Below are 25,302 nucleotides of genomic sequence, written 5' to 3' on the forward strand. Positions count from 1 at the left end.
AGAAAAAATTAACGCAAGAAATGAAGCGCGATCGCAACGATATTATCCAAGGCTTGCCGGTCCGCGGTAACGGCCGTAACGGTTATGCCCTGCATCGTGTTGACCAGGAATTGCGCCAGGGCTCTCAGGTCGGGATTGCCCTTGAGCTCCCCGTTCGAAGCGGCACGCGTCAGCAGTTGATAGAAGGCTCTCTCGTTGCGGACCACGTTGGCCTTGATTCGGTCTTTCACTTCGGGATGATCGCACATCTCGAGCGACGCGTTGACCATCAGGCAGCTTTGCGGCATATTGTGCGCGATCAACCGGTCGAAGAAAGACAACAGCAATTCCTTGGCCGGACCGGAGCCATACAACACGGAGGTCAAATCATGCGCTTGGTCCTCGTATCGGTCGAGCGAAACGAGATAAAGGTCCTTCTTGCTGCCGAACGTCTCGTAAATGCTGCTGCGGCTGAGGCCGGTTGCGTCCACGAGATCCTGCATCGAGGTGCCTTCGTACCCTTTGTCGCGAAATACGTGCATGGCTTGCTCGATTGCGTCGTCGATGTTAAACGTTTTGTTTCTCGACATCATTGATCATCCCCTGCCGTTGATTCTAAATCATAGCGCGTTGAAATTCAAGTCTTTTCGGAACGATTGTTCCTATTTATTTCACTCCTAGCTCCCAGCGGCTTGGATCGGATATGCGTCCATCGCCACTGCGATTCGCCTCTTTCCGTCGTTTCGTCAGCGATTGCGTTATTTCGTTCTAATTGATAATCATGCTCACAGTCAACGGCCGTTCTATGACGGCGCATGAATTCACGGGCAGCCTCGACGCCTAACAGCCGAATGCTTACATAAGAAATGGCCCGCAAGGGATACTACGGACGGATGGAAAACGCAGCCTCCTACCTACGAAAAGAAAGGGTCGTGAACGAAGCATGTATTATTACAAGGAAGAATTGATCAACGTCATTCAGCCGGACCGGCCGGATCCCGCCGCGGCCAAGGTGCTGCAGGAAGCGCTGGGCGGACAATTCGGCGAGATGCGCACGATGATGCAGTATTCTTTTCAAAGCGCGAACTTCAGAGGCAAGGACAAGCAGTTTCGCGATCTGATTCGCGGCGTGTTTCTGGAGGAACTCGCGCATGTCGAGCTCGTGCAAAGCACGATCAATCAGCTGCTGAACGAATCGGGTTTGTCCGAGCCCGGGAATGCCGGGACCGACGCGGCTCCGATCGACGAAGCCGTCAAGCTCGCCAATCCGCATCACTACATCATGGCAGCCAAAAGCTCGCTGCCGGTCGACGCGGGCGGCAATCCATGGAGCGGCTCGTACGTATACGCGCACGGTAATCTGATCGCGGACCTGCTCAACAATGTCGTGCTGGAGTCGACGGGCGTGCTGCAGAAGTCGCGGATCTACGAGATGAGCTCGAACAAAACGCTCCGGGAAACGCTCGGTTTCCTGATCGTGCGCGACAACGCCCATCAGAACGCCTTCGCGAAAGCGCTCGAGACGCTCGGCGTGGACTGGGCGAAGAGCTTTCCCATCCCCAACTACGACATCAACAAATACCCCGAATGCCGCAAATTCGTCGACATGGGCTACCACAACGCGCAATTTAATTTCCGCTTGGACGCTACCCGCATCGGGGAAATTTTCCAAGGTCAAAGTCCAAGCCGCAACGGCGGCCAGCTCGCGGTCATCCCGCCTCCGCAGGGCTTCCCTGTGCCGCAGCTGCCGGATATGCCGAACGAGCACAGCCCCGGCTTGGTCGACATGCAGCGTTGACCGGACAGAAACACCCCTAATGGCCAACGCTATTTCGGCTCGATTGAGTTAGAAATCTATTGCGCCGCGAATGCCGGGCATGGTATGATAATGCTTGTCTTGTTAATGCGGAGCCGTGGTGTAGTGGCCCAACATGCCTGCCTGTCACGCAGGAGACCGCGGGTTCGAATCCCGTCGGCTCCGCCATCCTTCATACCAACCTTTTGAGCAGGAGCTTGTCTCCCTGCTCATTTTTGCATAGAAAGGAGACCGCGCCGCCATGAGAGGACGATTCGCCCCTACGCCTTCGGGACCGATGCATATCGGCAACGCCAGTACCGCGCTGCTTGCCTGGCTGCAGGCGCGGAGCGCCGGCGGCACGTTCATCCTGCGCATGGAAGACGTCGATACGACCCGTTCGCGGCCGGAGCTCGCCGAGCTGGCGCTCGCGGATTTGCGCTGGCTCGGCTTGGACTGGGACGAGGGACCGGATGTCGGCGGCCAGCGCGGGCCGTATACGCAAAGCGAGCGAATGGCCATGTACGAGGAAGCCCTCGCCAAGCTGGAGCGGACCGGCAGCCTGTATCCCTGCTTCTGCAGCAAGGCCGAGCTCGCGGCGGTAGCGAGCGCGCCGCACGGCCTCGGCAGCGAAGGCGCGGTCTATCCCGGCACCTGCCGCGCGCTCGCGCCGGAGCGGCGGTCGGAGCTCGGCCTCCGCAAGCAGCCGTCGCTTCGTTATGCCGCCGGGCTGCAGCCCGTCGCCTTCGAGGACGGCGTCGCCGGATCGCAATGCTTTCCGCCCGGGGCGGGAGGCGACTTTATCGTGAAGCGCGCCGACGGCATGATCAGCTACCAGCTGGCCGTCGTCGTGGACGATGCCGCGATGGGCGTCACGGACGTGCTGCGCGGCGCCGACTTGATCGATTCCACGCCGCGGCAGCTGCAGCTGTACGAGGCGCTGGGACTGCGCCCGCCCCGCTTCGCCCACGTGCCGCTGATGTTCGGCCCCGACGGCAGCCGGCTGGCCAAACGCAACGGCGGCCTGTCGCTCGCCGCGCTGCGAACGGCCGGCGCCGCTCCCGAGAAGGTCGTCGGTTGGCTGGCCGCCGTCAGCGGGCTGACCGACAAGCCGGAGCCGGTCCGCGCGGCCGAGCTGATCGGACAGTTCCGCCTTGACCGCGTCACCTCGCAGGACCTGCGGATCACGGACGCGATGCTCCAAAGGCTGCTCGCTTGATCGGATGCCTCGGATGCCGCTAGTGCCGCGGATCCGAATGCCAGGCGCCGCGTGCGGCAGGCTTATCATTATCTCGATGCCTGAACGGCGCAGCAGCCTCACTTGAATACAGCTACAAAAAAACGTCGCCCCTAGCGGGCGACGTTTTTTTGCGGTTTTATCGGTTGCCCCTCAGCTCTTGTCGTTGTTGTCCGGCTGCATCGCTTTCGTGCCGCTGCCTTCGGCCAGCTTCTCGCCGTATTGATCGAGTCGGCCCGGGTGCGACTCGGGGCCTCTTCGCTTCGGCTTATTATTCCTTCCCGTCATTGCTCTCACCTCCATCCCACCTAAGATGGGCGGGAGGGGTCGATTTCATGCATTACGCAGGGCAAGCCAAGCAGATTCCGGCGGTCGGCCCTTACGCTCGCGATCGCACAACAGACAATCGAGAGCATCCGGCAAAGTACGCCGCCCGCTCGCGCTGCCGTCGGCGTCCGCCGTCCGTAGCCGCGTATATTAACGAGAGCCGCAGGGCAACATGAAAAAAGTTAATTCATGGAAAACGGGAGGCGACGGCATTGGGAATCGGCGAGCGGACGGTCGGGGAAATCAAGCAGCAGCTGGGACAGTCCCCGGATTTCGTCTGCCAGTCCGTGCCGCTTCGCGATGACGACCGCGTCTACTGCATCTACATTGCTTCCATCGTGATATGCGCGCAGATCGACGAGTTGATCCTGAAGCCGATCCTGGAAGCGTACGCCGCCGGCCCGAACGAGGGAGTTTCGAAGCCCGCCGTTCCGGAATGGCTGTCGAACTTGATCCCCATCGCGCACAAAACGATCGCAACCGGCACGGATGCCGCCGTGAAAAAGCTGCTCGACGGCCAGTGCGTGCTCATCGCCGAGCATGCTCCGGGCTTTCTGAGCTGCGACGTCGCCAAAGGCGATTACCGCAGCATCACCGAGCCGAAGACGGAATCCTCGATCCGCGGCCCCCGCGAAGGCTTCGTCGAGGATATCGAGGTCAATATGGCGTTGATCCGCAAGCGGTTGAAGAGCCCGAACCTGATCTTCGAATCGTTCGTCATCGGCTCGGAAACCGCCACGAACGTTTGCATGGCTTACATGGGCAATATCGCGAACGAAGGAATTGTGGACGAATTCCGGAAGCGGCTTGACGCGATTCAAACGGACAGCGTGCTGGAAAGCGCCTATATCGAAGAATGGATCCAGGACAAAACGCTGTCCCCGTTCCCCCAACTGATCAGTACGGAGCGGCCGGACGGCATCACCGCGAAATTGCTCGAGGGACATGTCGCCGTTCTGATCGACGGTACGCCGATGGCGCTTGCGGGCCCGATCACGTTCTTTCAGCTGTTCTCGTCGCCCGAAGACTATTACCAGCGGGCCGATATCGCGACCCTGCTGCGCTGGCTGCGCATGTTCGCCTTCGTCCTGTCCATCTTCGTGCCTTCCCTGTATATTGCCATCGTGAGCTATCACCAGGAGCTGCTGCCGACGCCGCTCTTGATCAGCATCGCGGCGCAGCGGGAAGAAGTGCCGTTTCCCGCCGTCGTCGAGGCGCTGATCATGTTCATCACGTTCGAGATCCTGCGGGAGGCCGGACTTCGCATGCCGCGCATCGCGGGCCAGGCGATCTCGGTCGTCGGCGCGCTGGTCGTCGGGCAGGCGGCGGTCGAAGCCGGCTTCGTCTCGGCGTCGATGGTCATCGTCGTGTCGCTGACCGCGATCTCCAATTATATCTCGCCGACGTACAGCTTCGGCATCGCCCAGCGGATCGTGCAGTTCGTCTTCATGCTGATGGCGGGCGTGATGGGCTTGTTCGGCTTGATGTGCGGGGTGTTCATGCTGTTCATCCATTTGGTGTCCATCCGCTCCTTCGGCGCGCACTATATGGCGCCGCTGGCGCCGCTCATGCTGTCCGATTTGAAGGATACGCTCGTACGGGTCCCGCGCAAGCTCATGACGCGGCTGCCCCAGGAAACCAAAGCGAAAAAGAATACAAGGTGAACGCATGAAAATCATCGGCATCCTCATCTGTCTCCTGCTCTGCGCGGGCTGCTGGGACATGAAAGAAATCAATCAGCTGGCCATCGTGAACCTCGGTGCCGCCGACAAGGATCCCAAGACGGGCATGATCACGGCTTATTATCAGGTGATCAACCCGAGCGCGCTGACGAATAAGCAAAGCGGCGCCGCCAAGGCCGCGGTCTATACGTTTAAATTCGAGGACTTCAGCTTGGGCAGGTTCACGAGACAGACGACGACCATCATGCCCCGCAGCCTGTTCATGCCGCATATGCAGGCGCTGATCCTGTCGGAGCGTTACGCGAAGCTCGGCATCGCGGACATGATCAATTTCGTGGAACTCAGCCCGGATCGCCGGACGAACGTGATTTTCCTCATCGCGGGGAGTCCGATCGAAACGATCATCAACAGCTTTTCGCCCCTCGAGCGCATGCCGGGCCGCTATATCCGGTCGCTGATCAATCTTTCCGGCCAAGGATTCGAAACCGGGTACGAGCCGATTCGGATCAAGGATCTGGCCAAAGGCATGTACCGGAAGAAGCCGATGGTCATCCCCATCGTCAGCTATACGTCTTCCGATCCCGCGAAAGATACGAATCGCTTGGAAGACATCGACATCCGCAAGAAGACGTTCCTGTTTATCGGAGGCGCCGTATTCCAGCGCGGGCGCATGGTCGGACGCTTGAATTTCGACGAAAAACAACGCTATTTCCTGCTGAACAAGAACCTGACGAATTACATCGAGACGTTGACGGTGAACGGCGATTACGTGGACGTCGAAGCCAGCAGTATCCGCATTAAGCGGAAATTCAACGCTTCCGGCCTGACGTACCGGATCCGCGCGACGCTTAGAATCGTCAACAACCAGCAGACGACCCCCGTTACCTTAGGCAACATCCGGGATATCGAAGACAAATTCAATCGCCAATTCGAAGCCGAATCGCAGGCATTCGTTCGCATGGCGATCAACAAAGATTGGGATCTGCTGGGCATCCAGGATCACGGCATTCGGGATTGGAAGAACGTCAACGTGACGTTCAAGGTCGAATCCGACATGTCGGCGATCGGCAATACGACCGGGCCGCATACGTTCGAAAGGGGGAATTGAAGGTGGAACAAGCACGGATAAGCGGCTGGCAGATGTTTACGGTCACCTTTTATTTCACGGCGGGCACGACCTGGATCGTGCTGACCAGCCAGATGATCGGCGACGCGAAGCAGTACGCCTGGCTCTTCTGCATCGGGGCTTTCGTCTACGGGCTCGCGCTCGCGCTATTGTGGCTCTACCTGTCGCACCACTTTCCGGGGAAAAGCCTGGTCGAAATCGCCGTGGAAGCGTTAGGCAAATGGGCCGGAGGCGTCATCGCGCTGTTCTACATCCTGTTCTTCATCCAGATCGCGTCGTGGGTCACGCGCAATCTGGGCGATTTTCTGCACGCCAGCATGATGCCGCAGACGCCGCTCGCCTTCTTCAACATCATGGTGCTCTTCACCTGCGCCTACGCCGTCGTGAAAGGCGCCGCCGCCATCGCGATGGTGACCGAGCTGCTGACGCCTTATCTGACCCTGGCCTATTGGGTCCCGGTCCTCGTCGCGCTCCGGCAGTGGGATTGGCAAAACTTCCACGAGAGCCATATCGCTTCGGTCTGGACGACGGTTGTCCATACGAGATACGCCTTCGCGTTCCCTTTCATGGAGACCGTCTCGCTCATGATGCTGTTTCCTTACGTCCGCAACCGCCTGAAAACCTCTTACCTGCCGGGCATTCTCGCGAGCGGCGTCATCCTGTCGCTAAGCCTGCTGTGCAACATCGGCATCCTCGGAGTGAATCGCAGCTCCCATCTGATCTATCCGGTGTTCGTGCTCTTCCGCGAAATGCAGTTCACCAGCTTCCTCGAGCACCTGGAGACGATCCTGGCCATCAACGTGCTGTTCATCGTCTGCTTGAAGCTGAGCATCCTGTTCTATTGCGCCGTCCTCGCCATCTGTCAATTGTTCAAGATCGAGAAGCGGCATTTCGTGGCGTATCCGCTCATCTGGGTCATCTCGGCGTATTCGCTGCTGTTCCGCAATATCGTGGAGAACGTGGAGTGGGTCAGAGCCTACCTGTTCAGCTATTACACCCTCTACGCCATCTTTTTCCCGCTCCTGCTGCTGATCGGCGCTTGGGTGAAGAAAGCCAGGCAGAGCGGCATGCAGCCGGCCGACGCTGACGCGGCGAAGTTAACGGAGACGCAATAAGGAGAGGGATAAGAAAACTCGATCGGCCCGCGTTGACTTCTCCCTGTCGTGCCTTTAGTGTTATTTTAGAACACTACTAATTTAATTTCGGAGGCTGGCATGATCGAATCGCTCAAAAAAATCGGATTGTCGGACCTGGAGGCCCGCTGTTACCTGACGCTGCTCGACGAGCCGGACCTGTCGGGCTATGAAGTCGCGAAGCGGGTATCCGTCTCCCGCACGAATGTCTACGCCGCGCTGAGAGCCCTGTCGGACAAGGGCGCCTGCCGGGCGATCCACGGGGATCCCGTCACCTACGACGCCGTTCCCATCGCGCAGTTCGTCAAGCTCCTTCAAAGCGGCTTCGAACAGACCGCGAAGCTTCTGCTGGAGAATCTGCGATCCGTTCCGCGGAGCCTGCCGGCGTTCTACAATTGGCAGGGCCGCAAAGCGATCGGGACGACCATCCGCCGGATGGTCGCCAGCGCCGAGACATCCATCGTCGCCGACCTGTGGTCGGAGGACCTGCACTGGGTCGAGGATGCGCTCCTCGAAGCGGAAGGCCGCGGCGTCAAAGTCACGCTCGTCGTGATCGGCGAATGCCGAACGCCGCTGAAGAACGTCGTCGTCCACCTGCGCGACGAAGAACGGCCCGGCAGCGAGTCTCGGAAATATTCGATTCTTTGCGATTCGTCCGCCTCCTTGATCGGCAGCTTCGGGACGGAACACAAGCCGACCGCCGTCGAGACCGATCACCCGGCCGTGAGCGAGCTGTTGAAGAACGCCTTCTTCCACGACGTCATCATGAAGCGGATCGAGCGCGATTTCAGCGCGGAACTGGCGGCGAAGTACGGAGAGAAGTATCGCCTGTTGTTCGAACGGCACTTGCAAGAAAGCGGTTTGACGATCTAGTCCGTCATCTGCGCGCACGGCGAAAGGATGTTGAACATGACATGCATTGATATCCCCTTTTGCCTGGAACTCCTACGCGCCGCCGGAGCGGCAATCTACGAAGAATCGAAGCAGGGGCTTCGATTCTTCGCGCGCGAAGACATCTTCGCCAAGTTCGGCACTGGCTGGCCGGCTCCCTGCTGATCAGGGAGGCGGGCGGCATCGTTACGGACGGCGACGGCGGCCCGTTCGCATGGGGCACGGCCGGCATCGTCGCGGGGAGCGATCGCATCTTCGCGCCGCTGCTGTCCGCGCTGAACGAATTCCAAGCCTGACCTTGCGGCGCGGCCCGCGGCTTTTGCGCAGGTGCGCAGACTTTGCGCGAGACGAAAAGGGACGGTCCCGATGCCTAAGCATTCGGTACCGTCCCTTTAGTTGATGCGGATGCCGCGGCTTGCAGCCCGCTAGAACCCGGCCGCGCGAAAAGCATTCGCCAAATCGCCGATCAAATCTTCGCGCTCCTCCAGGCCGACGTAGAGACGGACGGCGCTTCGCTTCGTCCGCGGCGAACCGGCCATGCCTTCCTGCAGCGAAACCAAGCTCTCGTAGCCGCCCCAGCTGAAGCCGATGCGGAAGTAATCCAGCGCGTCCACGAAGCGAACTAGCCGCTCCCGGTCCTCCCCGGCCTCGAACGAAAGCAGGCCGCCGAAGCCCGACATCTGCGCGATCGCCAGCTCCTGCTGCGGTTGCGAGGGCAGACCGGGATAATGAACCCGGTCCACGAACGGCAGCGAGTCCAGGTAAGCGGCGACGGCCATGCCGCCGGCTTGGTGCCGTTCCATCCGCAGCGGCAAGGTGCGCAGGCCGCGCATGATGAGCGCAGCCGTCTGCGGGAGCATGACCGAGCCGAGCAGGACAAGCTCGCTGCGGCTGAGCGCTCCTATCGCCGCCGCGCTGCCGATGACCGCTCCGCCCATGGCGTCGCTATGGCCGCCGGCGTACTTGGTCAGCGAATGGACGACCAGGTCGATGCCGAGCGCAAGCGGGTTCTGATGGCAGGGCGTCGCATAGGTATTGTCCACGATCGTGCGAATGCCCCGCGCGCGGGCCAGCGACGCGCAGCGGCGCAGATCCTGCAGCTCGAAGAACAGGCTGGTCGGACTTTCCAGGTACAGCAGCTTCGTCTCCGGGCGAATCGCCGCTTCGACGGCCGCCAGATCGCGGCCGTCGAGGAAGGTCGTCCCGATCGCGAGCCGGCGCAGATAGCCGCCCATCAGCTCTCGCGCCGGACCGTATGCCTGGTCGACGCAGACGATATGCTCCCCGGCCCGCACGGAGGAGAGCACGGCCGCCGAGATCGCGCCCATTCCGGTCGCGAAGCAGCGCGCCCGCTCTCCCCCTTCCAGCTCGGCGAGCTTGGTCTCGAGCGCGCGTACCGTCGGATTGTTGCCGCGCGAATAGATATAGCTGCCCTCATCCGCGCCCGCCTGCTCCATGGCGGCGACGGACGGGAAAGTGAATAGGCTCGTATCGTATACCGGGGTATGGACCGCCCCGTAATGCCGGTCGTCATGCTCGTCATGCGCGACGGCCGAATGGAGCGCGCGGCGATCGTTCATCGTGCCGCACGCTCCCCGCGCGCATCCGGAATGACCCGGAAGGCGTCCGATACGGACGAACGCTCCGCCTCGAGGCACATGAGCGCGCTCGCGATGCCCATGGACAGCGGCGTCGCCGACTTCTCCCGGCCTTCCATGACGCCGATGAAATTCAGCGCCAGCGCGGCGTCGCCGCCGAAATGCGGCAGCTTCGCCGCTTCCAGCTTATAGGTCTCGACGCGCGGCGTGTGATGCATGAATACCTTGACTTCGTCCCGGTACCAGTCGAACTCCGCCGTGCCGTCGTAGCCGATCAGTCTGGCGCCGCGGCGCGCGGCCGCCTTGCGCGAATAGAAGTTCTGCGAATACACCGCGTGCATGCCGGTCTCGTAACGGATCAGCACGCTGGCCGAATCGTGGTTGCCGGTATCGACCGCGAACGCGCACAGCTCGCCGGTGACGTCTTCGCCCTTGCGCTTCAGCACGTACGGGCTTTCCGGACAGGTCCGGTTGTCCGCGCACTCCGCGCAGCGCAGACCGGCGGGCTTGTCTCCCGTGAACACCCGCTTGGACGCCATCGCCGCGACCGACGCCGGGCGCAGACCGAGCAGGAAGTTCAGGCAATCCAGGTCATGGGTGGCTTTCTGCAGGAACAATCCGCCCGTCTCCGACTCGTCGCGGTACCAATCGTGGTAGTAGACGCCGCCGTACGGGACGTTGTTGACCGCCTGTGCGTGTTCGATCGATCCCAGTCGGCCCGAATCGACGATTTCCTTCGTCAACGCGGCCACGGGCGTATTGCGCAGCGGGAAGGAGACGACGACCTCCGAGCGCGATATCGCCGCCGCTTCCGTCAACCGCTTCAGATCCGCGAACGCGATCCCGACCGGCTTCTCCAGGAACAACGGCAGGTTCCGCCGCATGACCCTGACCGCCATCTCCGCATGCAGCGAGCAGCGCGTGCCGATCATGACGCCGTCCAGCGACTCCCGCTCCAGCATCTCGTCCGCCTCCGCATAGAAGCGCACCGCGGAAGCGGCAATTCCTTTCTCCGCCAACAGCTTCGCGGCTTTGCCCGCATTGGGGTCGGCGACCGCCGCGACCTCCACGCCCGCATCCAGCTCCAGTAGCCGATCGAGGAAATAATGCATCCGCGTCCCGTAACCGATAATGCCGATCTTCATCTCGTGATGCCCCTTTCCCCCGGCGGCTGCCGGGCTTGTCGGCTCTCAGGCTGCCACCGTCATTGCATGATGTCTATTACATGATCCTCGCTGCGTGAATCCATTGCTGCTGCGTTTAGTCTTGCTGAATAATCCTTCACATGCGGACCTCGATGCATAATCCTTACCGCGCTCTCCTTGCCGCGCAATCGCCGGGCAACCCTTGCTTCAACCCGCCGGCGTTCAGCCGAGTTCCGGCATATCCTGCAGCGTCACGGCCGGCTCGCCCGTCCCGTGCAGCTCGAAGACGACGATCTCGTTCGTTCCCTTGCGCAGCACCGGACCGGGCACGTACAGCGTCCGCTGCGGTCCCTTGTCCCAATAACGGCCGAGATTGAAGCCGTTGACGAACGCGACGCCCTTCGTCCAGCCCGCCAGCTTCAAGAACGTATCGGCGGCTTCCTCGGCCTGGAAGGTGCCCCGGTAGAAAGCCGGCTGCTCCTCGCGAAAGCGGTTTGCCGCATGATCTATCGGATCCGCCACGCCTACGCCGTTCGTCGCATGACCGATCGGCTCCTCGGCGCAATCGCCGACAACCTTATCGTCCGGCAGCGGCCCGAACCGCAACCCCGACAGATCGTCCAGCGGCAGGCAGCGGATCGTCCAGCCGAAGAGAAATTGATTGTACAGCCTTGCGCCGGCCTTGACGCCTTCGGTGATGCCCTTGGAATCGCGCAGCTTGGAGCCGTAGTTGATGCGGCCCATGTTCTCCACCAGGATGCCGAGCTTCGCGCCTGCCGCCGGGATGTCCGCGACGACCGAGTCGCTTCCCCAGCGCTCCGCGACGCCGCGATACGCGCCGTCCACGTAGACGGTCGCCCGGTCATGGACGTCCTGCAGCATGATCTCGCAGCCGGATTGCGGCCCGCTCAGCTCCGTCTCGTACCAGATGAAGCCGTAATCCTGCCCGAGCCGCTCCATCGTCTCCGGAACGACCGTCCGCACCGCGCTCCCGAGTCTGTCGAACGAATCGAACAGCGGGACGCGCTCCGTCATCCGCACGGCGCCGTAGCCGCGCTTCGCGGACGGGGCGGGCGGATCCCCGGGCAGCTCCGCGTAGCGTCCGATGACTTCGCGGATCGCCCAATATTTGTCCGTCATGTCGCCCGACTCCGACAGCAGCGCGTTGTAGTCGTAGCTCGTCACCGTCGGCTCGTAATGCTCGATATGGTTCGCGCCGTTGTAGAAGCCGAAGTTCGTGCCCCCGTGGAACATATAGAAATTGACCGAGGCGCCCATCGCGAGAATCCGATCCAGCACGTCGACGACGTCCTCGAAGCCCCGGACGTGATGCTCGTCGCCCCAATGGTCGAACCAGCCGTTCCAATACTCCATGCAGACGAGCGGCCCGTCCGGCCGATACTCGCGCAGCTTGGCGAACGCCCGTTCCGGCTTGGAGCCGAAGTTCAGCGTCGCGAGCACGCCCGGCAGCGTACCGCCATGCAGCATATAGTCCTCGGAGCCGTCCGACGTGAATAAGAGAACATTCATGCCGCCGTCCTCGAGCTCGGTCTTCAGAAAATTCAAATAATTCCGGTCGTTGCCATAGCTCCCGTATTCGTTCTCGATCTGCAGCGCGATCACGGGGCCGCCCGACGTGCAGAGCAGCGGCTTCAGCCTAGGCAGCAGCTCGTCGTAATAAGCCTTGACCTTCGCCGGATAGGACGGATGGATGCACCTCAGCCGCATGTCCGGGTCGGCGAGCAGCCATGCGGGCAGACCGCCGAATTCCCATTCCGCGCAGATGTACGGACTCGGACGAAGGATCACATGAAGCCCGAGACTTCCCGCCAAGCGGACGAAACGCTCCACGTCGGCCGGACCGTCGAAGCGGAACTCGCCTTCCCGCGGCTCGTGCACGTTCCAAGCGATATACGTCTCGACGGTATTGAATCCGCAGGCACGCAGCTTGCGCAGCCGGTCTTCCCAATACTCCGGCACGATCCTGAAGTAATGCATGGCGCCGCTGATGATGCGCAATGGCTTGCCGTCGTAGACGAAGCCGTCGCCCTCGATGCCGAATACGGCCATAGATTCTCTCTCCTAGCTGTCGGGCACGCCGCCGCGATATTCGTTGGGCGTTACGCCGACCGTTCGTTTGAACAGCTTCTGGAAGTAAATTTTATCCCCGTAGCCGACGATATGCGCGATCTCGTACACCTTCAGGCCGGGGTGATCGCGCAGGAATTGCTTCGCCTTGTCGATCCGCACCCGGTTCAGGTAGTCGGTGATCGTCTCGCCGCGTTCGCGGCTGAACAGCTTGCTGATATAGCTCGCGTTGAAGCCGATCTTGTCCGCGATGTAGGGCAGGTCCAGCTCGCGGTTGTATTCGCTGTCGATGAGCCGGCAGATCCGGTCCGCCGTCGCGGCCGCGGCGTTCTCCGCCGCGGGGACGGCCGGCGCCGTCGGCCGGGCGCCGCCGTTCGCGGCCTCGCGCTTGCGTTCCTCGCAGCGGTCGAGCAGCTTGAACACCTCGACCTTGTCCATCGGCTTCAGCAGGTAGTCGGCCGCGCCTGCCCGCATCGATTTCCGGGCGTATTCGAAATCGTTGTAGCCGCTCAGCATGATGATGAAGACCTCGGGCAGCTTCGACTTGGCCTGCTCGATGAAAGCAAGGCCGTCCATCATCGGCATCTCGATGTCGGTGATGATGACGTCCAGATCTTCCGGCCCCATGTCCGAGAGCTTCAGCAGCGCCTCGAGTCCGTTGCCGTGCTGGCCCGCGATCTCGAGCTCGCCGGGATAGCGCGATAAAATCTTCACGATGCCGAGGCGGATATGCTCCTCGTCGTCGATGACCATGACCTTCAGCATTTACATCGCCTCCTCGCCGCCGCGCCCCGCCGGGATGGCGAGCTCGACCGTCGTGCCTTCGCCGGGCCGGCTCTCGATGCGCAGCCCGTAATGCTCGCCGAATTGCAGCTTGATCCGCTCGTGCACGTTGCGCAGTCCGATGCCGCGTCCCGACGGATCGAGCGGAACTTGGCCGTAGACGCGCTCCCGGAGCAGCCGCAGCCGCGCCTCGTCCACCCCGCTGCCGTCGTCGGCGACGGTGAACACGGCCGTCTCCCCTTCGCGGCGGACGCCGATCCGGATCGTGCCCGGTCCCGTCCGGTGCTTGAAGGCATGGTGGATGGCGTTCTCGACGATCGGCTGCAGCATCAGCTTGATCGAGACGATCCGGCTCTCCCGCTCGGGGATGTCCACGACCAGCGTGTATTTGTTGGAGAAGCGTTTGTTTTGCAGCGCGACGTAGTTGCCCAGGTGGTCCAGCTCGTCCGCGATCGTGACCCGCTGCTCGGCGTGATTGACGCCGTAGCGAAGGAGCTTGCCGAGCGTGAACGTCATGTCCGCCACTTCCTCGTCGTCGTTGACCTCGGCCTTCATGCGGATCGTCTCCAGCGTATTGTAGATAAAATGCGGATTGATCTGGCTTTGCAGCGCCGCGTACTCGGCTTCCTTCTTGCGCGTCTGCGTCTCCTTCACTTCCTCGAGCAGATCGCGGACGCGCGTCACCATGATATTGAAATGCCTGCCCAGCAGCCCGACCTCGTCCCGGTACTTCTGGTTGAAGCTTACGTCCAGGTTGCCGGTCTGCACTTCCTGCATCAGCGTCTTGATCTTGCTGAGCGGGCGGGTAAGCGCATACGAGATCGCGATGGCGATCAGCAGCGCGACCGTGACGAAGACGGCGGAGGTGAGCAGCGTGACGTTGCGCGTGACCGTCGCCTGGCTGGTCGCTTCCGCCAGCGGGATGTAGACGAACATCTTCCAGCCGGTCAAGGGCGACCTGGCGTACGTCGTGATGTATTTCTTGCCGCCGATCTCGCTCGGAAACGAGCCGCGTTCGGCCGTCGCCTTGCGGATCGACTCGTCGCCGGACAGGTCTTGCGTCGTCTGCGCGCCTTCGCTGTCGAAGACGACCCGGTCATGCTCGTCGACCAGGATCGTCTTGCCCTTCGTCACCTGGTCGAAATCCTCGATCTGCCGGTTGATGGCGGTGGTGTTCGTATCGAACACGATGAAGCCGATCGGACTCAGATCCTTGACCTGCTTGAGCTCGCGGATGACGGAGAACGCGTAATAGTTTTCCTTGCCGGCCGAGACCTCCTGCGTGCTGAGGAGCATCGGCTTGCCGTCGCCCTGGGCCGCGATCGCCGCCCATTCGTCCTTCACCTGGTCCAGATTGCTGCGCTTGCCGCCGGACTTGATGTTGTAACTGATATTCCCGTAGTTGTCGAACACGTAGACCGATACCGTGTCGGGCTTGATTTTGTTCAGGTTGCTGATGTACAGGTCCATCCCCTGCGACTTGGCGAGACTCGTGTCCGGATCGGACAACCAGTTCAGAAATTCCTTGTTGTACAGCGGCATCGCCGACATATTGTACAAGTCGGTCACGTAGTCGTCCAGCTTGAGCAGCATCTTGGACGTGATCTCGGTCGCGTACGCGGTCGTGGTGGCTTTGATCGAACGCGTATAATAATAGGAAGAAGCATAGCCGATCATGAACAGCGGCAGACAGACCAGCGTCAGGAACACGATAAGCAGCTTCTGCTGCATGTTCAGGTTGGCGAAGAGCACCCACATTCGTTCTCCCGTCCTGCGAACCGTTCCGCGTATGCTGCCTCTCATGTCCGTTCCCCCTTGTGTCCGCCGCCTGCGAGTACAGTTATTTTACTGCACCGTTCACGATTCCGGCAAACACGTACTTCTGGAAGAATAAGTAGACGACGACGATCGGAACCATGATCAGCAAAATCGCCGCGGACATCAGCTCCCATTCGGTACTGCGCTCCGAGGAGAAGTTCATCAGGCTCGTCGAGACGACCGTCAGCTTCTGGGCCGGCATGTACAGGTACGGGATGAACATGTCGTTGTAGATATCGATCGTCTTGATGATGACGATCGTCGCCGTCGCGGGCGTCAGCAGCGGGAAAATGATCGTCCGGTAAATGCGGAACAGGGACGCGCCCTCCATCATCGCCGCCTCGTCCAGCTCCCTCGGGATGTTGCGGAGGAACTGCAAATAGATGAAGATCTGCAGCACGTTGGTACCCAGATGCAGCACGATCGACGCCCACAGCGTGTTGTAGAGATGCAGATTGTTGATCACGGTGAACGTCGCCACCTGCGTCGTGATCGTCGGGATGAACGAGACCGCGATGTAAGCGCCCAAGACCGCTTTCTTCAGCTTGAAGTCGAAGCGGCCCAGGATATACGCGACCATCGTGCCCAGCAGCACGTTGCCGATGACGGCCGCGATGATGATGACGAGCGTATTGCCGTACGCCCGGTCCAGATGGGCCCGCGTGATGACGGAGACGAAATTAGCGAAGTTCAGGAAATTCTCCGGCAGCTTGAAGACGCTCGTCTGCGAGAATTCCGTCTTGGTCTTGAAGGCGTTCAGCACGAGCACCGACGGCGGGAACACGATCACGACGACGGCGACCCATAGAATCAAATGCTGGATCAGCGGCAGCGGGCGGAATCTGACGGCGTTCAATCCGACCACCTCCGGGTAGCCAGCCTCTGCAGGCCGAGTATGACGATGACGGCCGTGATCAGCGTCACGCTCATCGCCGACGCCATGCCGAAGTTGTTGAATTTGAATGCCGTATCGATCGTCTTCGTCAGGAACGTGTCGCTCGCGCCGAGCGGTCCGCCGCCCGTCAGGATGAACGGCAGATCGAAGATCTCCAGCGTGCCGATGATCGTGAGGAACAGGTTGAGCTCGATGACTTTCGTAATATTCGGCAGCACGACGCGGAGCGTCGTCTGCAGGCGGGACGCGCCGTCCATGCGCGCGGCCTCGATGATTTCCGACGGAACCGATTGCAGCGCGGCGAGATAGATGACCATGTTCAGGCCCATGAATTTCCACAGCGTAATGAAGCCGAGCACGTGATTGACCGCCTTCGGCGATCCGAACCAGCTGATGGCGAGCGAATCGAGCCCGATACCGTGCAGCAGGGTGTTGAACGAGCCGTACTCCGAATTGAACACGTAGTTGAACATGTACGCGACGGCGACGCCGTTCATGATATACGGCATGAAGAGCAATACCCGGTATGCGTTGCGCCCCTTGACCTTCGAGTTGAGCATGATTGCGAAGAACAGGCCGAGCGCATTCTGGAGCAGTCCCCAACCCAAGTAAACGAGGTTGTGCAGAAAAGCCCCCCATATCTCTTTGTTCGCGAACACTTCCTTGTAATTGCCGATGCCCGCCCACGTCTTGTCCGGACTGTAGCCGTCCCAGCTCATGAAGCTGAGGTAGACGAGGTAGAGCGCCGGGTACAGCGCGAATACGGCAAGCAGCGCGATCGGCGCCAGCAGGAACAGGATGATCAGAATCCTCTTCTGCAGCGCATACGACATGCCGTTGACCATCCGATTCGACTCCTTTCGTGCCGCGCGGGCCGAGGACGACAATAGGGATGATCCGATTACTCGGACATCCGTATCGTCGGTCTGTCAGCCGCGCGCGGCGTCGTGAATTGCCGTCCTTACTTGCTTACGGCCGCCTTGGCCGCCTGCCACTTCTTGTTGTAGCCGTCGAACACGTCCTGCATCTTGTTGACCGTCACTTCCTGGATGAACTTGAACGGATCGAACTGCATCTTGTTCTCGATCGCGGTCACGTCCTCGCTCACCGCCTGCGCTTCGAGCATCTCCGGCTTGAACGCCATGAAATCGGTGATCGGCGCCAGCGTCGCCTGTTGATCCTTCAGCGGCGAGATGATCATGTGGTCCTTGTAGTCGCCGGATTCCTCGATCATGAACTTGATGAACGCCTTGGCGAGCGGCTTGTTCTTGCTCGTCGAGCTGACGGCGTACGCCCAGTCGTTGCGCATCATGCCTTTGACGGTGCCGCTATTGTCGAACGGCATCGGCGCGAAGCCGATATCCTCGAGCGCCAGGCCGTTGCTCAGCAGGTTGGCGATCGCCCAGTTGCCGATGTACATCATGCCCGTCTTGCCGGAAGCCAGGTCCTTCTGCGTCTGATCCCAAGTCGCCGAGTAGACGTCCTTCTCCAGATCGCCGCTTTCGAACAGCTTCTTCAAAATGCCGAGCCCTTGGCCGTAAGGGCCGTCGACGGTGAACGGCGCGTCCGAATTGATCTTGTCGTTGCGCAGGTTCGTGCTGCCGTAGATGAACTCGGCGGGATCCGTCCAGTACTGCAGGGTCCAACCGTCCTTGAAGGCGGTCGCCATCGGGACGACGCCCGCGGCCTTCAGCTTGTCGGCGTCGGCGTACAGCTCGTCCAGCGTCTTCGGCGGCGCCGCGATGCCGGCCTTCCCGAACGCCTTCTTGTTGTACAGCAGCCCGTTGATCGCGACCTGCTGCGTGATGCCGTACACCTTGCCTTCGTAGGCGTTGTAATCCTTGAAGTAGATGTTGTCGTCGAGACCCATGTCGTCGAGCGGCTCGTAGAACTTCGGCAGATCGGCCTTCGTCGTCTCGACGAGCGAGAGCACGTCGGGCAGCTCGTTGGCGGCCATCCGCACGCGGATCGTCTGTTCGTAGTCCTTCAGCCCTTCGATCTTCACTTCCGTGCCCGGGTACTTGGCTTCGAACGCGTCGACGTACTTCTTCAGGTCGGTGTCGACCAGCTCGGTGCGGTGCGTCGCCCAAGTGATCGTGCCCTTGAGCTCGGAGCCGGCTTCATCGCCGCCCGCGTTCGTGCCGGACGCCGCATTCCCCGCGTCCGCGGACGGCGTATTCGCCGCGTTCGCGTTCGAGTCGTTGCCGTTCGAGCTTCCGCAGCCGGCAAGCAATCCGACGCCAAGCGTCATGACAAGAGTTAACGCTGCATTTTTGTTCATCTTTTTCTCTCCCCGCTTCTGATGGATAAGTTATTGCCTAACTCAATAGTATGTAAATTTAATTCACATTCAAATGGCTTGATTTTGTTTTTATTAGTCAATTTTTGTTTATTGGCCATAACGCCCTTCATTCCCGCTCCATTGTTCCCGCTTACATGATTCATAATTTTTTCCGAATTCATGGATTTACCGCGATATGTAAGGATTACTAACATTCATATATGTCGCCTTATCAAATACCTGCGCCGCCGCCTTCCTTCGCGTTCATTGCCGCTAAAAAAAAAACGACTCGCTCTATCATAACGTACGAACCGAAACCAATCCTACCGCAACCAGCCTTCATGACGCGACAAAAATACGCCGGCCATGGACAGTCGCGTCCATGGCCGGCGTACGGCAATCTTAGAGAAGTTCGTTCATCCGATGCTCGCCAAAAATTTCTCGTAGGCGGCTATCATTCCGTCCATCCGGGCGTTCAATGCCTCGTCGATCGTCCGGAGCTCCGGATGCGCTTCGAAATACGCGACCGATTGCCGGATCCCCCGTTCGAAGCTCGTCGTCGCTTGGTAATCGGGCACGAAGCGTTTGATCTTCCGGTTATCGACGACGTAACTGTTGCTCGCATCCCCGAACAGCCCCGCCTTGAATTCGGGCAGAAATAACGAGATGCATTCCGACGTCATATGGATCGGTTCCGGCTTCGCGCCGATCGCCTGTCCGATCGCATCCAGGTATTGGTTCCACGTCTTCACCTCGTCCGACGTGACGTGGAACGCCTGGCCGAGCGTCTGGGAATTGCCCAACAAGCCGACCAGCCCTTTGGCGAAATCGGTATTGTGCGTGATCGTCCACAGCGAAGTGCCGTCGCCGGGAACGACGATTTTCTTGCCCTTCCGGATGCGGTCGATCAGCGTCCACGGATGCGCTCCGCTCGTAATCGCGAACGGAATCGCGGTCTCGCCGTACGTGTGCGAGGGCCGGACGATCGTCGCCGGGAAGCCCGTTTCCCGATATGCCCGCATCAGCCGTTCCTCGCAGGCGATCTTGTCGACGGCATACGGCCAGCCCGGGTTATGCTGGGGCGCCGATTCGTCGAACAGATAATGGCTGGGCGGTCTTTGATACGTGGCCACCGTGCTGATGAAGATATACTGGTTCGTTTTCCCCGCGAACAGCTCGACGTCCCGTTCGATATCCTCCGGCTTGAACGCGATCCAATCCACGACCGCGTCGAAATGCTTCCCCTCGAGCAGCCGTTCCATGGCCGCCCGGTCATGAATGTCCCCGTGAAGCACGTTGGCTCCTTCGGGCACGAAGGCTTCCCGGCGTCCGCGGTTCAGGAGGTACAGCTCCATGCCCTGCCGCAACGCCAGCTGCGAGGCCGCCGTACTGATCAAGCCCGTTCCGCCGATAAACAATACTTTCACCGCTATCGCTCCTTTGCATGATGAATGCCGGCTGTTGGTTCTCCCGGCAAACAAAGAAGGGGCGGACGCTTCCTTGTCCTCCCCTTCGCCTATTATCCGGTCTTAGCTCATTTGCCTCCGCAAGCCTCGTCTTCGCTTCCGCCTGCCGCCGATTTTGCCCGGCTGCCGCTTAGTCGAAGTATACCGGCTTGCCGGATTCAGCGGAGATGTAGACGGCTTCCAGGATCGCCGACACGACCATCGCTTCCTCCGGCTTGACGAGCGGCTCCGTGTCGTTCACGATGCAATCGATCCACTGCCTGGCTTCGTACTCGAAGTCCGTCAGGTCTTCGCCTCTGAAGCGCTCCCTGGCCTTCGGATCGACGTCGATGACGTTCACGAACAAGTTGCCGTCCCGCTCTCCGTTGATGCGCAGGCCGTCCTTGAAGTCCGCGCCGCCCTTCGTGCCGCACAGATACGAACCGTCCGACTTCGCGATATTCAGCATCCAGCTGGTCTCGATCGAGACGACGGCGCCGTTCTTGAATTTCACGTAGCCGAAGGCGGAATCCTCCACCTCGAACTCCTCGGGCTTCCAGGAGCCCCATTCGTTCGCCGCGTTCTCGGTATGCTTCAGCTTGTGAAACACGCTGCCCGTCACGCTCTCCGGCTCGTAGTTGTTCATCAGCCAGAGGATGAGGTCGAGCGAATGGGTGCCGATGTCGATCATCGGCCCCCCGCCCTGCTTCTCCTTATCGAGGAATACGCCCCAGGTGGGGACGCCTCTCCGTCTGGTCGCGACCGCCTTGGCATAATAGATCTCGCCGAGCTCGCCGTTGTCGATCATCCGCTTCAGCAGCTGGGACTGCGCCTTGCTGCGGTTCTGGTAACCGACGGACAGCTTCTTCCCGGTCCGGACATGGGCTTCGTACATCGCTTTCGCCTCGGCCCCGGTCTTTGCCATCGGCTTCTCGCACATGACGTGCTTGCCCGCTTCCATCGCGTCGATGGACAGGAACGCATGCGAGACGTTCGGCGTCAACACGTGGACCACTTCGATCTCTTCCATGGCGAGCAGCTGCTTGTAGTCCGTGAATACTTTCGCTCCAGGCGTCCCGTACTTCTCGGCGGCTTCGCGCGCCCGCTCCTCGTTCAGATCGCAGAAGGCGACCATCTCCGCGTTGTCCACCTTGGCCAGGCTCGGCATATGCTTGCCGTTCGCGATCATGCCGCAGCCGATGATGCCTATTTTGACCGTCCGCATGCTCAGTTCCCTCCCGTCTGCTTGAACTCGACCGTTCTCCGCTCGCGGTGCGCGATATACGCCGCTTCGAGCAGCTCCGTCAGCTTCGTGCCGTCCTCGAGTCCGAAGGGCATCGGCCCGTCGTTCAGGATGCCGTTCACCCATTGGGTGAGCGGGAGCGGCTGCGCCTCGGGCAGGCGGAGCGAGATCCAGCCCGGCAGCCGGGCATCCGCATGCTTGGAGATGAAACGGACGTTCTCCCCGGAGGCGATCAGCGTGCCTTCCGTGCCGTAGAGCTCGAAGGCCGAAGGCGTCTGGTAGGTAACGAGGCTCGTCTCGAGCAGCGCGACCGCGTTGTTCGCGAATTCGATCGAGCACTGCGCGTTGTCTTCCACGGCCCGCCCGGTGAAATGGCTGAACATCGAAGTGATGCGTTTCGGTTGTCCGAGGAGCCAGCTGGCCAGGTACATCGGATGGCAGCCGAGATCCATCATCGCGCCCCCGCCCGCCTGCTTCTCGTCGTACCAGTACTCGGGCAGCCAATTGTTGAGCGCCCCGTCATGGCCGTTGCGAATGCGCAGCAGCGTCACGGCTCCGAGCAGACCATCGTCCAGCAGCTGCTTGGCGAGCAAGTGCGGCGGTCTGGTCCGCGCCGGGAACGAGATGCAGAACTTGACCCCGGCCCGCCGCACGGCCTCCGAGATCCGGTCGCATTCCGCGACCGTCAGCGCCATCGCTTTCTCCGTGAAAATATGCTTGCCCGCGTTCGCGGCGGCGATCATTACTTCGGCGTGCATGCTCGTAGGCGCGTCGACGACGACGGCATCCACGTCGCTTCGCTTCAGCAGCGCATCGAGATCGGATTCGAAATCCGCTCCGAGCTGTGCCGCCCAAGCGCTCCCCCTGTCGGCGATTTCATCCCATACGGCCGTGATGTTAACGTTTCCAAGTGATTGCAGGTGATTCGCGTACCCTTCCGCATGAACATGCCACTTGCTTAACATGGCGACATTTAGCATTCGAGCGTCCCTCCAAATCGGTATTATGAAACGGCGGCGCGTCTGTCGGTCTATGATGCGATCCATTCCGGGTTCGACGATCTTGCAACGGCGATGCGGCTCCGCGGAACCGGCCCGAGGCGCTACTCGTCCTCGAAGACGGAGGCCGGGTAGCCGGCGCCGAACGGCGCGTCCGGCCGCTCGTATTCGCCCGCCAAATAACGGCGCACGGTCGTGGTCCGCTCCAAATATTCCTTGTCGTTCGCGAACCGGTCGGAGAATCGGAGCCAAGGCGGACTGTAAATATAATGCATGGTGTAGCGGTCGTAATCGCCGTCATGCGCGAAGGTGCGATGCCAAACGGCGTTGTGGAACAACAGCACGGATCCGGCCGGCGCGCAGATGACGTGCCCGATCGGCAAGTCGCCTTTGTCGCGGCGGATGTCGGCCGGCAGCGGCACCTGCGCCCGATGACTGCCCGGAATCAACTCCATGTTGCCCATTCTCGGCAAGGATTGATCGGTCAGCAGATACGACGCGCGCAGCTGCAGCAGCGGGATCGGATAACCCAGCTTCTTGAAATCGTAAGCGCCCGAGCCGTCCTGATGCCAGCCGCCCAGGCCGCCGAACGCCGGCTGCTTGGTGCACCAGGCGGATTGCAGAATGAAACGGTCGCCGTACAAGGCTCTGACTTTGGGCAGTACCGCCGGATGATCGATCAAGTTATCGAGCACTAGCTCCGTCTCGAATCCGCGGCCGACCTGTGCCCACCCCGTCGTTCCCGCCTGCTCGTGAAGACGGGTTGCGGCTTCCAGGCATTCCTTCGCCTGGTCGGCCGTCAGTACGTTCGGTATGATCAGGTAGCCCCAGGATTCGAACATGAAGCGGTCAAGCTCGGTGAATTCGCCCGGTTTGGAAATGGCGTTAAGTCCTTGAAACTGTTCAACGGTCATGCGACAACCTCCCGACTTGATGAAGCGAGTTAGAAGCGATAGACGCGAAATCGGCGAATCTTTGCAAAGGAATGAAGCCAACGCAGCCAATCCTGTAACCGTTCATTATTGCGCGCAGCCAACGATCACCACCTTCGGCATAAAGCACTCAACCAGAATATATCATACATATATAATATAAACAATTGCGAATTTTCAGACCGAAAAAATCGTGGAAACAACCTGTTCTAATTCCATGATAACGATTACTTTTGCAAAACGAATCAAATTCGAATCCAAAATGACATATTCAATATATCATTTTATCTACTTCGATTCCAAACTTCGTTATGACATTCCGATTTCCGCTGCGGGATACGCGCGATCATGCTGGCGCCCATAACGACAAAGGCTGCGCCGTCCGCCTCTCGGCATTCGGTCGCAGCCTTTGTCATCGCGGCCTTCAAGGCCGCCTCGCTGTTTTCATTCCTTCGTCCATGCGCAACGCATCTTCACCCGTCCGACGGTTCCGGCGGCTGCCGAAGCATGATCGAGATTTCCGCCTGATCACCCGGCAAGTTCGCGCCGGCGCGACTCATCGCCCAATACGCGGGAAGCATGCTTCCCAGCAGGTCCTGCTCGGCGCCGTTCAGCCGAAGCCCTTCGATCCGGTCGCCCGGGAAACGATAGTCCGCCTCCTCGCGCCTGCCGAATTTGATCGCCAGCAGGCTCTTGATGCCGCCGATCGTGATGAACGGGAATCCATAGCCGTCACGCAATGCCGACTCCACCGCCTCGAGATTATCCCGGGCATAAGTCAACAGCCGTTCCCATTTCACGTCGGGATCGACCAGCGCCGCCAATTCTTCCTCGCTGCCCGCGCGAAGCAGCTGCACGATGCGCGCGGCCGGAAGCCCGTGCGCGATCAGCCGCTCGAGCTGCAGCGCGTACAGCTGAGGCAATTTCACTCCGGCGCCGCTCATACGAGATGGCACGCGACGCTGTGATCGTTCCCGACGTTCCGGAACAGCGGCACTTCCTCTCTGCAGCGGGCGACGGCGAACGGGCAGCGCGTATGGAACTTGCAGCCGGACGGCGGATCCGCCGGATTCGGCAGCTCTCCGCTCAGCACGATCCGTTCGCGCTTCAGCTTCGGAATCGGGATCGGGACGGCCGACAGCAGCGCTCTCGTGTACGGATGAAGCGGATTGCGGAACAGTTCGTCGCGCGAAGCGGTCTCCATCATCGAGCCGAGATACATCACGCCGATATGCGAGCACAGATGCTCGACGACGCTGAGGTCATGGGAGATGAACAAGTACGTCAGTCCCTGCGTGTCCTGCATCTTGCGGAACAAATTGATGATCTGCGCCTGAATCGAGACGTCCAGCGCGGAGACCGGCTCGTCCGCGATGATCAGGTCGGGGTTCAGGACGAGCGCCCGGGCGATGCCTACGCGCTGGCGCTGCCCGCCGGAGAATTCATGCGGAAACCGGTCGATATGGTACGACGACAATCCGCAGGCGTTCAGCACCTCCATGACCCGGTCGCGAACCTCCTCGCGCGGCGCGAGGCCGTGATCGAGCAGCGCCTCGCCGATCGCGTCGCCGATACGCACGCGGGGATTGAGCGAGCTGTACGGATCCTGGAAGATCAGCTGCATTTTCGGGCGCAGCCGGCGCAGCTCCTGCGGCGGCAGCTTATAAAGGTCGACGCCGTTGAATTTCACTTCGCCTTCCGTCTTGTCCGTCAGCCGCAGTATCGTGCGTCCGACCGTGCTCTTCCCGCTCCCCGATTCCCCGACAAGGCCGAAAGTCTCGCCCTGCTTGATCGTGATGCTGATATCGTCGACGGCCTTGACGCTGCCGACCGCGCGGCCGAACAGACCGGATTTGATCGGAAAATACTTCTTGAGCCCGTTCACCTCGAGCAGCGGCTGGTTCAG

General features: G+C 60.6%; 23 protein-coding genes and 1 tRNA gene. 8 read left to right on the forward strand and 16 right to left on the reverse strand.

The features are described 5' to 3' along the window. Positions 1-8 precede the first annotated feature (8 nt). Entirely contained in the window at positions 9-572 is a 564-nt protein-coding gene (locus AC50YL_RS15270; protein ID WP_494833055.1) for a TetR/AcrR family transcriptional regulator, read from the reverse strand. Positions 573-922: 350 nt separating this feature from the next. Between AC50YL_RS15270 and AC50YL_RS15275 the strand changes: the two genes are divergently transcribed. From AC50YL_RS15275 to gluQRS, 3 genes are all read left to right on the forward strand, one after another. Beyond that, positions 923-1,777, forward strand: a complete 855-nt coding sequence (locus AC50YL_RS15275; RefSeq protein ID WP_161742412.1) for a manganese catalase family protein — start codon at positions 923-925, stop codon at positions 1,775-1,777. A 109-nt stretch (positions 1,778-1,886) separates the two neighbouring features. Further along, a tRNA-Asp gene (locus AC50YL_RS15280) sits at positions 1,887-1,963 on the forward strand. A 73-nt stretch (positions 1,964-2,036) separates the two neighbouring features. Then, the gene (gene gluQRS / locus AC50YL_RS15285; protein ID WP_494833056.1) at positions 2,037-2,993 is read left to right on the forward strand and encodes a tRNA glutamyl-Q(34) synthetase GluQRS; all 957 of its coding nucleotides are present in this window, start codon (positions 2,037-2,039) and stop codon (positions 2,991-2,993) included. Between the two features lie 171 nt (positions 2,994-3,164). Here gluQRS and AC50YL_RS15290 read toward each other — a convergent pair whose 3' ends face one another. Then, the gene (locus AC50YL_RS15290) at positions 3,165-3,299 is read right to left on the reverse strand and encodes a hypothetical protein (protein ID WP_494833057.1); all 135 of its coding nucleotides are present in this window, start codon (positions 3,297-3,299) and stop codon (positions 3,165-3,167) included. 251 nt (positions 3,300-3,550) lie between these two features. On the opposite strand from AC50YL_RS15290, the gene AC50YL_RS15295 reads away from it, so the two are divergent. The 5 genes from AC50YL_RS15295 (at position 3,551) to AC50YL_RS15315 (ending at position 8,466) form a co-directional block, all read left to right on the forward strand. Continuing rightward, the gene (locus AC50YL_RS15295; protein ID WP_494833058.1) at positions 3,551-5,002 is read left to right on the forward strand and encodes a spore germination protein; all 1,452 of its coding nucleotides are present in this window, start codon (positions 3,551-3,553) and stop codon (positions 5,000-5,002) included. A gap of 4 nt (positions 5,003-5,006) precedes the next feature. Continuing rightward, entirely contained in the window at positions 5,007-6,128 is a 1,122-nt protein-coding gene (locus tag AC50YL_RS15300; RefSeq protein WP_494833059.1) for a Ger(x)C family spore germination protein, read from the forward strand. Between the two features lie 2 nt (positions 6,129-6,130). Next, a complete protein-coding gene (locus AC50YL_RS15305; RefSeq protein WP_494833060.1) occupies positions 6,131-7,261 on the forward strand; it encodes a GerAB/ArcD/ProY family transporter in 1,131 nt (376 codons plus the stop codon). A 99-nt stretch (positions 7,262-7,360) separates the two neighbouring features. Continuing rightward, positions 7,361-8,152: a TrmB family transcriptional regulator gene (locus AC50YL_RS15310; protein ID WP_494833061.1), complete on the forward strand. Its 792-nt coding sequence runs from the start codon at positions 7,361-7,363 to the stop codon at positions 8,150-8,152. 59 nt (positions 8,153-8,211) lie between these two features. Further along, positions 8,212-8,466 (forward strand): inositol monophosphatase family protein, encoded by a 255-nt coding sequence (locus AC50YL_RS15315; protein ID WP_494833062.1) that lies wholly within the window; start codon positions 8,212-8,214, stop codon positions 8,464-8,466. 129 nt (positions 8,467-8,595) lie between these two features. Here the strand turns inward: AC50YL_RS15315 and AC50YL_RS15320 are convergent, their stop codons facing one another. The 14 genes from AC50YL_RS15320 to AC50YL_RS15385 all read right to left on the reverse strand — a co-directional run bounded on the left by AC50YL_RS15320 (position 8,596) and on the right by AC50YL_RS15385 (position 25,302). Beyond that, complete coding sequence (locus AC50YL_RS15320) at positions 8,596-9,750, reverse strand: trans-sulfuration enzyme family protein (RefSeq protein WP_494833063.1); 1,155 nt, start codon at positions 9,748-9,750, stop codon at positions 8,596-8,598. Continuing rightward, positions 9,747-10,913 (reverse strand): Gfo/Idh/MocA family protein, encoded by a 1,167-nt coding sequence (locus tag AC50YL_RS15325; protein WP_494833064.1) that lies wholly within the window; start codon positions 10,911-10,913, stop codon positions 9,747-9,749. The genes AC50YL_RS15320 and AC50YL_RS15325 overlap by 4 nt, the downstream gene beginning before the upstream one ends. 222 nt (positions 10,914-11,135) lie before the next feature. Next, on the reverse strand, positions 11,136-12,983 hold the full coding sequence (locus tag AC50YL_RS15330; RefSeq protein WP_494833065.1) for a glycoside hydrolase family 35 protein: 1,848 nt from the start codon (positions 12,981-12,983) through the stop codon (positions 11,136-11,138). 12 nt (positions 12,984-12,995) lie between these two features. Then, complete coding sequence (locus AC50YL_RS15335; protein ID WP_494833066.1) at positions 12,996-13,766, reverse strand: response regulator transcription factor; 771 nt, start codon at positions 13,764-13,766, stop codon at positions 12,996-12,998. Continuing rightward, positions 13,767-15,587, reverse strand: a complete 1,821-nt coding sequence (locus AC50YL_RS15340; RefSeq protein ID WP_494833067.1) for a cache domain-containing sensor histidine kinase — start codon at positions 15,585-15,587, stop codon at positions 13,767-13,769. A gap of 37 nt (positions 15,588-15,624) precedes the next feature. Continuing rightward, positions 15,625-16,467, reverse strand: coding sequence for a carbohydrate ABC transporter permease (locus tag AC50YL_RS15345; protein WP_494833068.1), 843 nt, complete (start codon positions 16,465-16,467; stop codon positions 15,625-15,627). Further along, complete coding sequence (locus AC50YL_RS15350; protein ID WP_494833069.1) at positions 16,455-17,342, reverse strand: carbohydrate ABC transporter permease; 888 nt, start codon at positions 17,340-17,342, stop codon at positions 16,455-16,457. The genes AC50YL_RS15345 and AC50YL_RS15350 overlap by 13 nt, the downstream gene beginning before the upstream one ends. Before the next feature lie 116 nt (positions 17,343-17,458). Then, the gene (locus AC50YL_RS15355; protein ID WP_494833070.1) at positions 17,459-18,778 is read right to left on the reverse strand and encodes an ABC transporter substrate-binding protein; all 1,320 of its coding nucleotides are present in this window, start codon (positions 18,776-18,778) and stop codon (positions 17,459-17,461) included. 416 nt (positions 18,779-19,194) lie between these two features. After that, positions 19,195-20,205 (reverse strand): SDR family oxidoreductase, encoded by a 1,011-nt coding sequence (locus tag AC50YL_RS15360; RefSeq protein ID WP_494833071.1) that lies wholly within the window; start codon positions 20,203-20,205, stop codon positions 19,195-19,197. A gap of 169 nt (positions 20,206-20,374) precedes the next feature. Then, a complete protein-coding gene (locus tag AC50YL_RS15365; protein ID WP_494833072.1) occupies positions 20,375-21,448 on the reverse strand; it encodes a Gfo/Idh/MocA family protein in 1,074 nt (357 codons plus the stop codon). A 2-nt stretch (positions 21,449-21,450) separates the two neighbouring features. Next, on the reverse strand, positions 21,451-22,446 hold the full coding sequence (locus AC50YL_RS15370; protein ID WP_494833073.1) for a Gfo/Idh/MocA family protein: 996 nt from the start codon (positions 22,444-22,446) through the stop codon (positions 21,451-21,453). Between the two features lie 122 nt (positions 22,447-22,568). Continuing rightward, complete coding sequence (locus AC50YL_RS15375) at positions 22,569-23,378, reverse strand: phytanoyl-CoA dioxygenase family protein (protein ID WP_494833074.1); 810 nt, start codon at positions 23,376-23,378, stop codon at positions 22,569-22,571. A 491-nt stretch (positions 23,379-23,869) separates the two neighbouring features. After that, positions 23,870-24,325, reverse strand: a complete 456-nt coding sequence (locus tag AC50YL_RS15380) for a hypothetical protein (RefSeq protein WP_494833075.1) — start codon at positions 24,323-24,325, stop codon at positions 23,870-23,872. Between the two features lie 11 nt (positions 24,326-24,336). Further along, positions 24,337-25,302 (reverse strand): ABC transporter ATP-binding protein, encoded by a 966-nt coding sequence (locus AC50YL_RS15385; RefSeq protein WP_494833420.1) that lies wholly within the window; start codon positions 25,300-25,302, stop codon positions 24,337-24,339.

This window comes from Paenibacillus sp. J22P277, from assembly GCF_059383675.1.

Bases quoted from the DNA above. Each gene is read 5' to 3' on its own strand.
- AC50YL_RS15355 (WP_494833070.1), bottom strand. From the start codon at position 18,778: ATGAACAAAAATGCAGCGTTAACTCTTGTCATGACGCTTGGCGTCGGA.
- AC50YL_RS15300 (WP_494833059.1), top strand. From the start codon at position 5,007: ATGAAAATCATCGGCATCCTCATCTGTCTCCTGCTCTGCGCGGGCTGC.
- AC50YL_RS15350 (WP_494833069.1), bottom strand. From the start codon at position 17,342: ATGGTCAACGGCATGTCGTATGCGCTGCAGAAGAGGATTCTGATCATC.
- AC50YL_RS15290 (WP_494833057.1), bottom strand. From the start codon at position 3,299: ATGACGGGAAGGAATAATAAGCCGAAGCGAAGAGGCCCCGAGTCGCAC.
- AC50YL_RS15370 (WP_494833073.1), bottom strand. From the start codon at position 22,446: ATGCTAAATGTCGCCATGTTAAGCAAGTGGCATGTTCATGCGGAAGGG.
- AC50YL_RS15335 (WP_494833066.1), bottom strand. From the start codon at position 13,766: ATGCTGAAGGTCATGGTCATCGACGACGAGGAGCATATCCGCCTCGGC.
- AC50YL_RS15375 (WP_494833074.1), bottom strand. From the start codon at position 23,378: ATGACCGTTGAACAGTTTCAAGGACTTAACGCCATTTCCAAACCGGGC.
- AC50YL_RS15310 (WP_494833061.1), top strand. From the start codon at position 7,361: ATGATCGAATCGCTCAAAAAAATCGGATTGTCGGACCTGGAGGCCCGC.
- AC50YL_RS15340 (WP_494833067.1), bottom strand. From the start codon at position 15,587: ATGAGAGGCAGCATACGCGGAACGGTTCGCAGGACGGGAGAACGAATG.
- AC50YL_RS15325 (WP_494833064.1), bottom strand. From the start codon at position 10,913: ATGAAGATCGGCATTATCGGTTACGGGACGCGGATGCATTATTTCCTC.
- AC50YL_RS15275 (WP_161742412.1), top strand. From the start codon at position 923: ATGTATTATTACAAGGAAGAATTGATCAACGTCATTCAGCCGGACCGG.
- gluQRS (WP_494833056.1), top strand. From the start codon at position 2,037: ATGAGAGGACGATTCGCCCCTACGCCTTCGGGACCGATGCATATCGGC.
- AC50YL_RS15365 (WP_494833072.1), bottom strand. From the start codon at position 21,448: ATGCGGACGGTCAAAATAGGCATCATCGGCTGCGGCATGATCGCGAAC.
- AC50YL_RS15330 (WP_494833065.1), bottom strand. From the start codon at position 12,983: ATGGCCGTATTCGGCATCGAGGGCGACGGCTTCGTCTACGACGGCAAG.
- AC50YL_RS15270 (WP_494833055.1), bottom strand. From the start codon at position 572: ATGATGTCGAGAAACAAAACGTTTAACATCGACGACGCAATCGAGCAA.
- AC50YL_RS15320 (WP_494833063.1), bottom strand. From the start codon at position 9,750: ATGAACGATCGCCGCGCGCTCCATTCGGCCGTCGCGCATGACGAGCAT.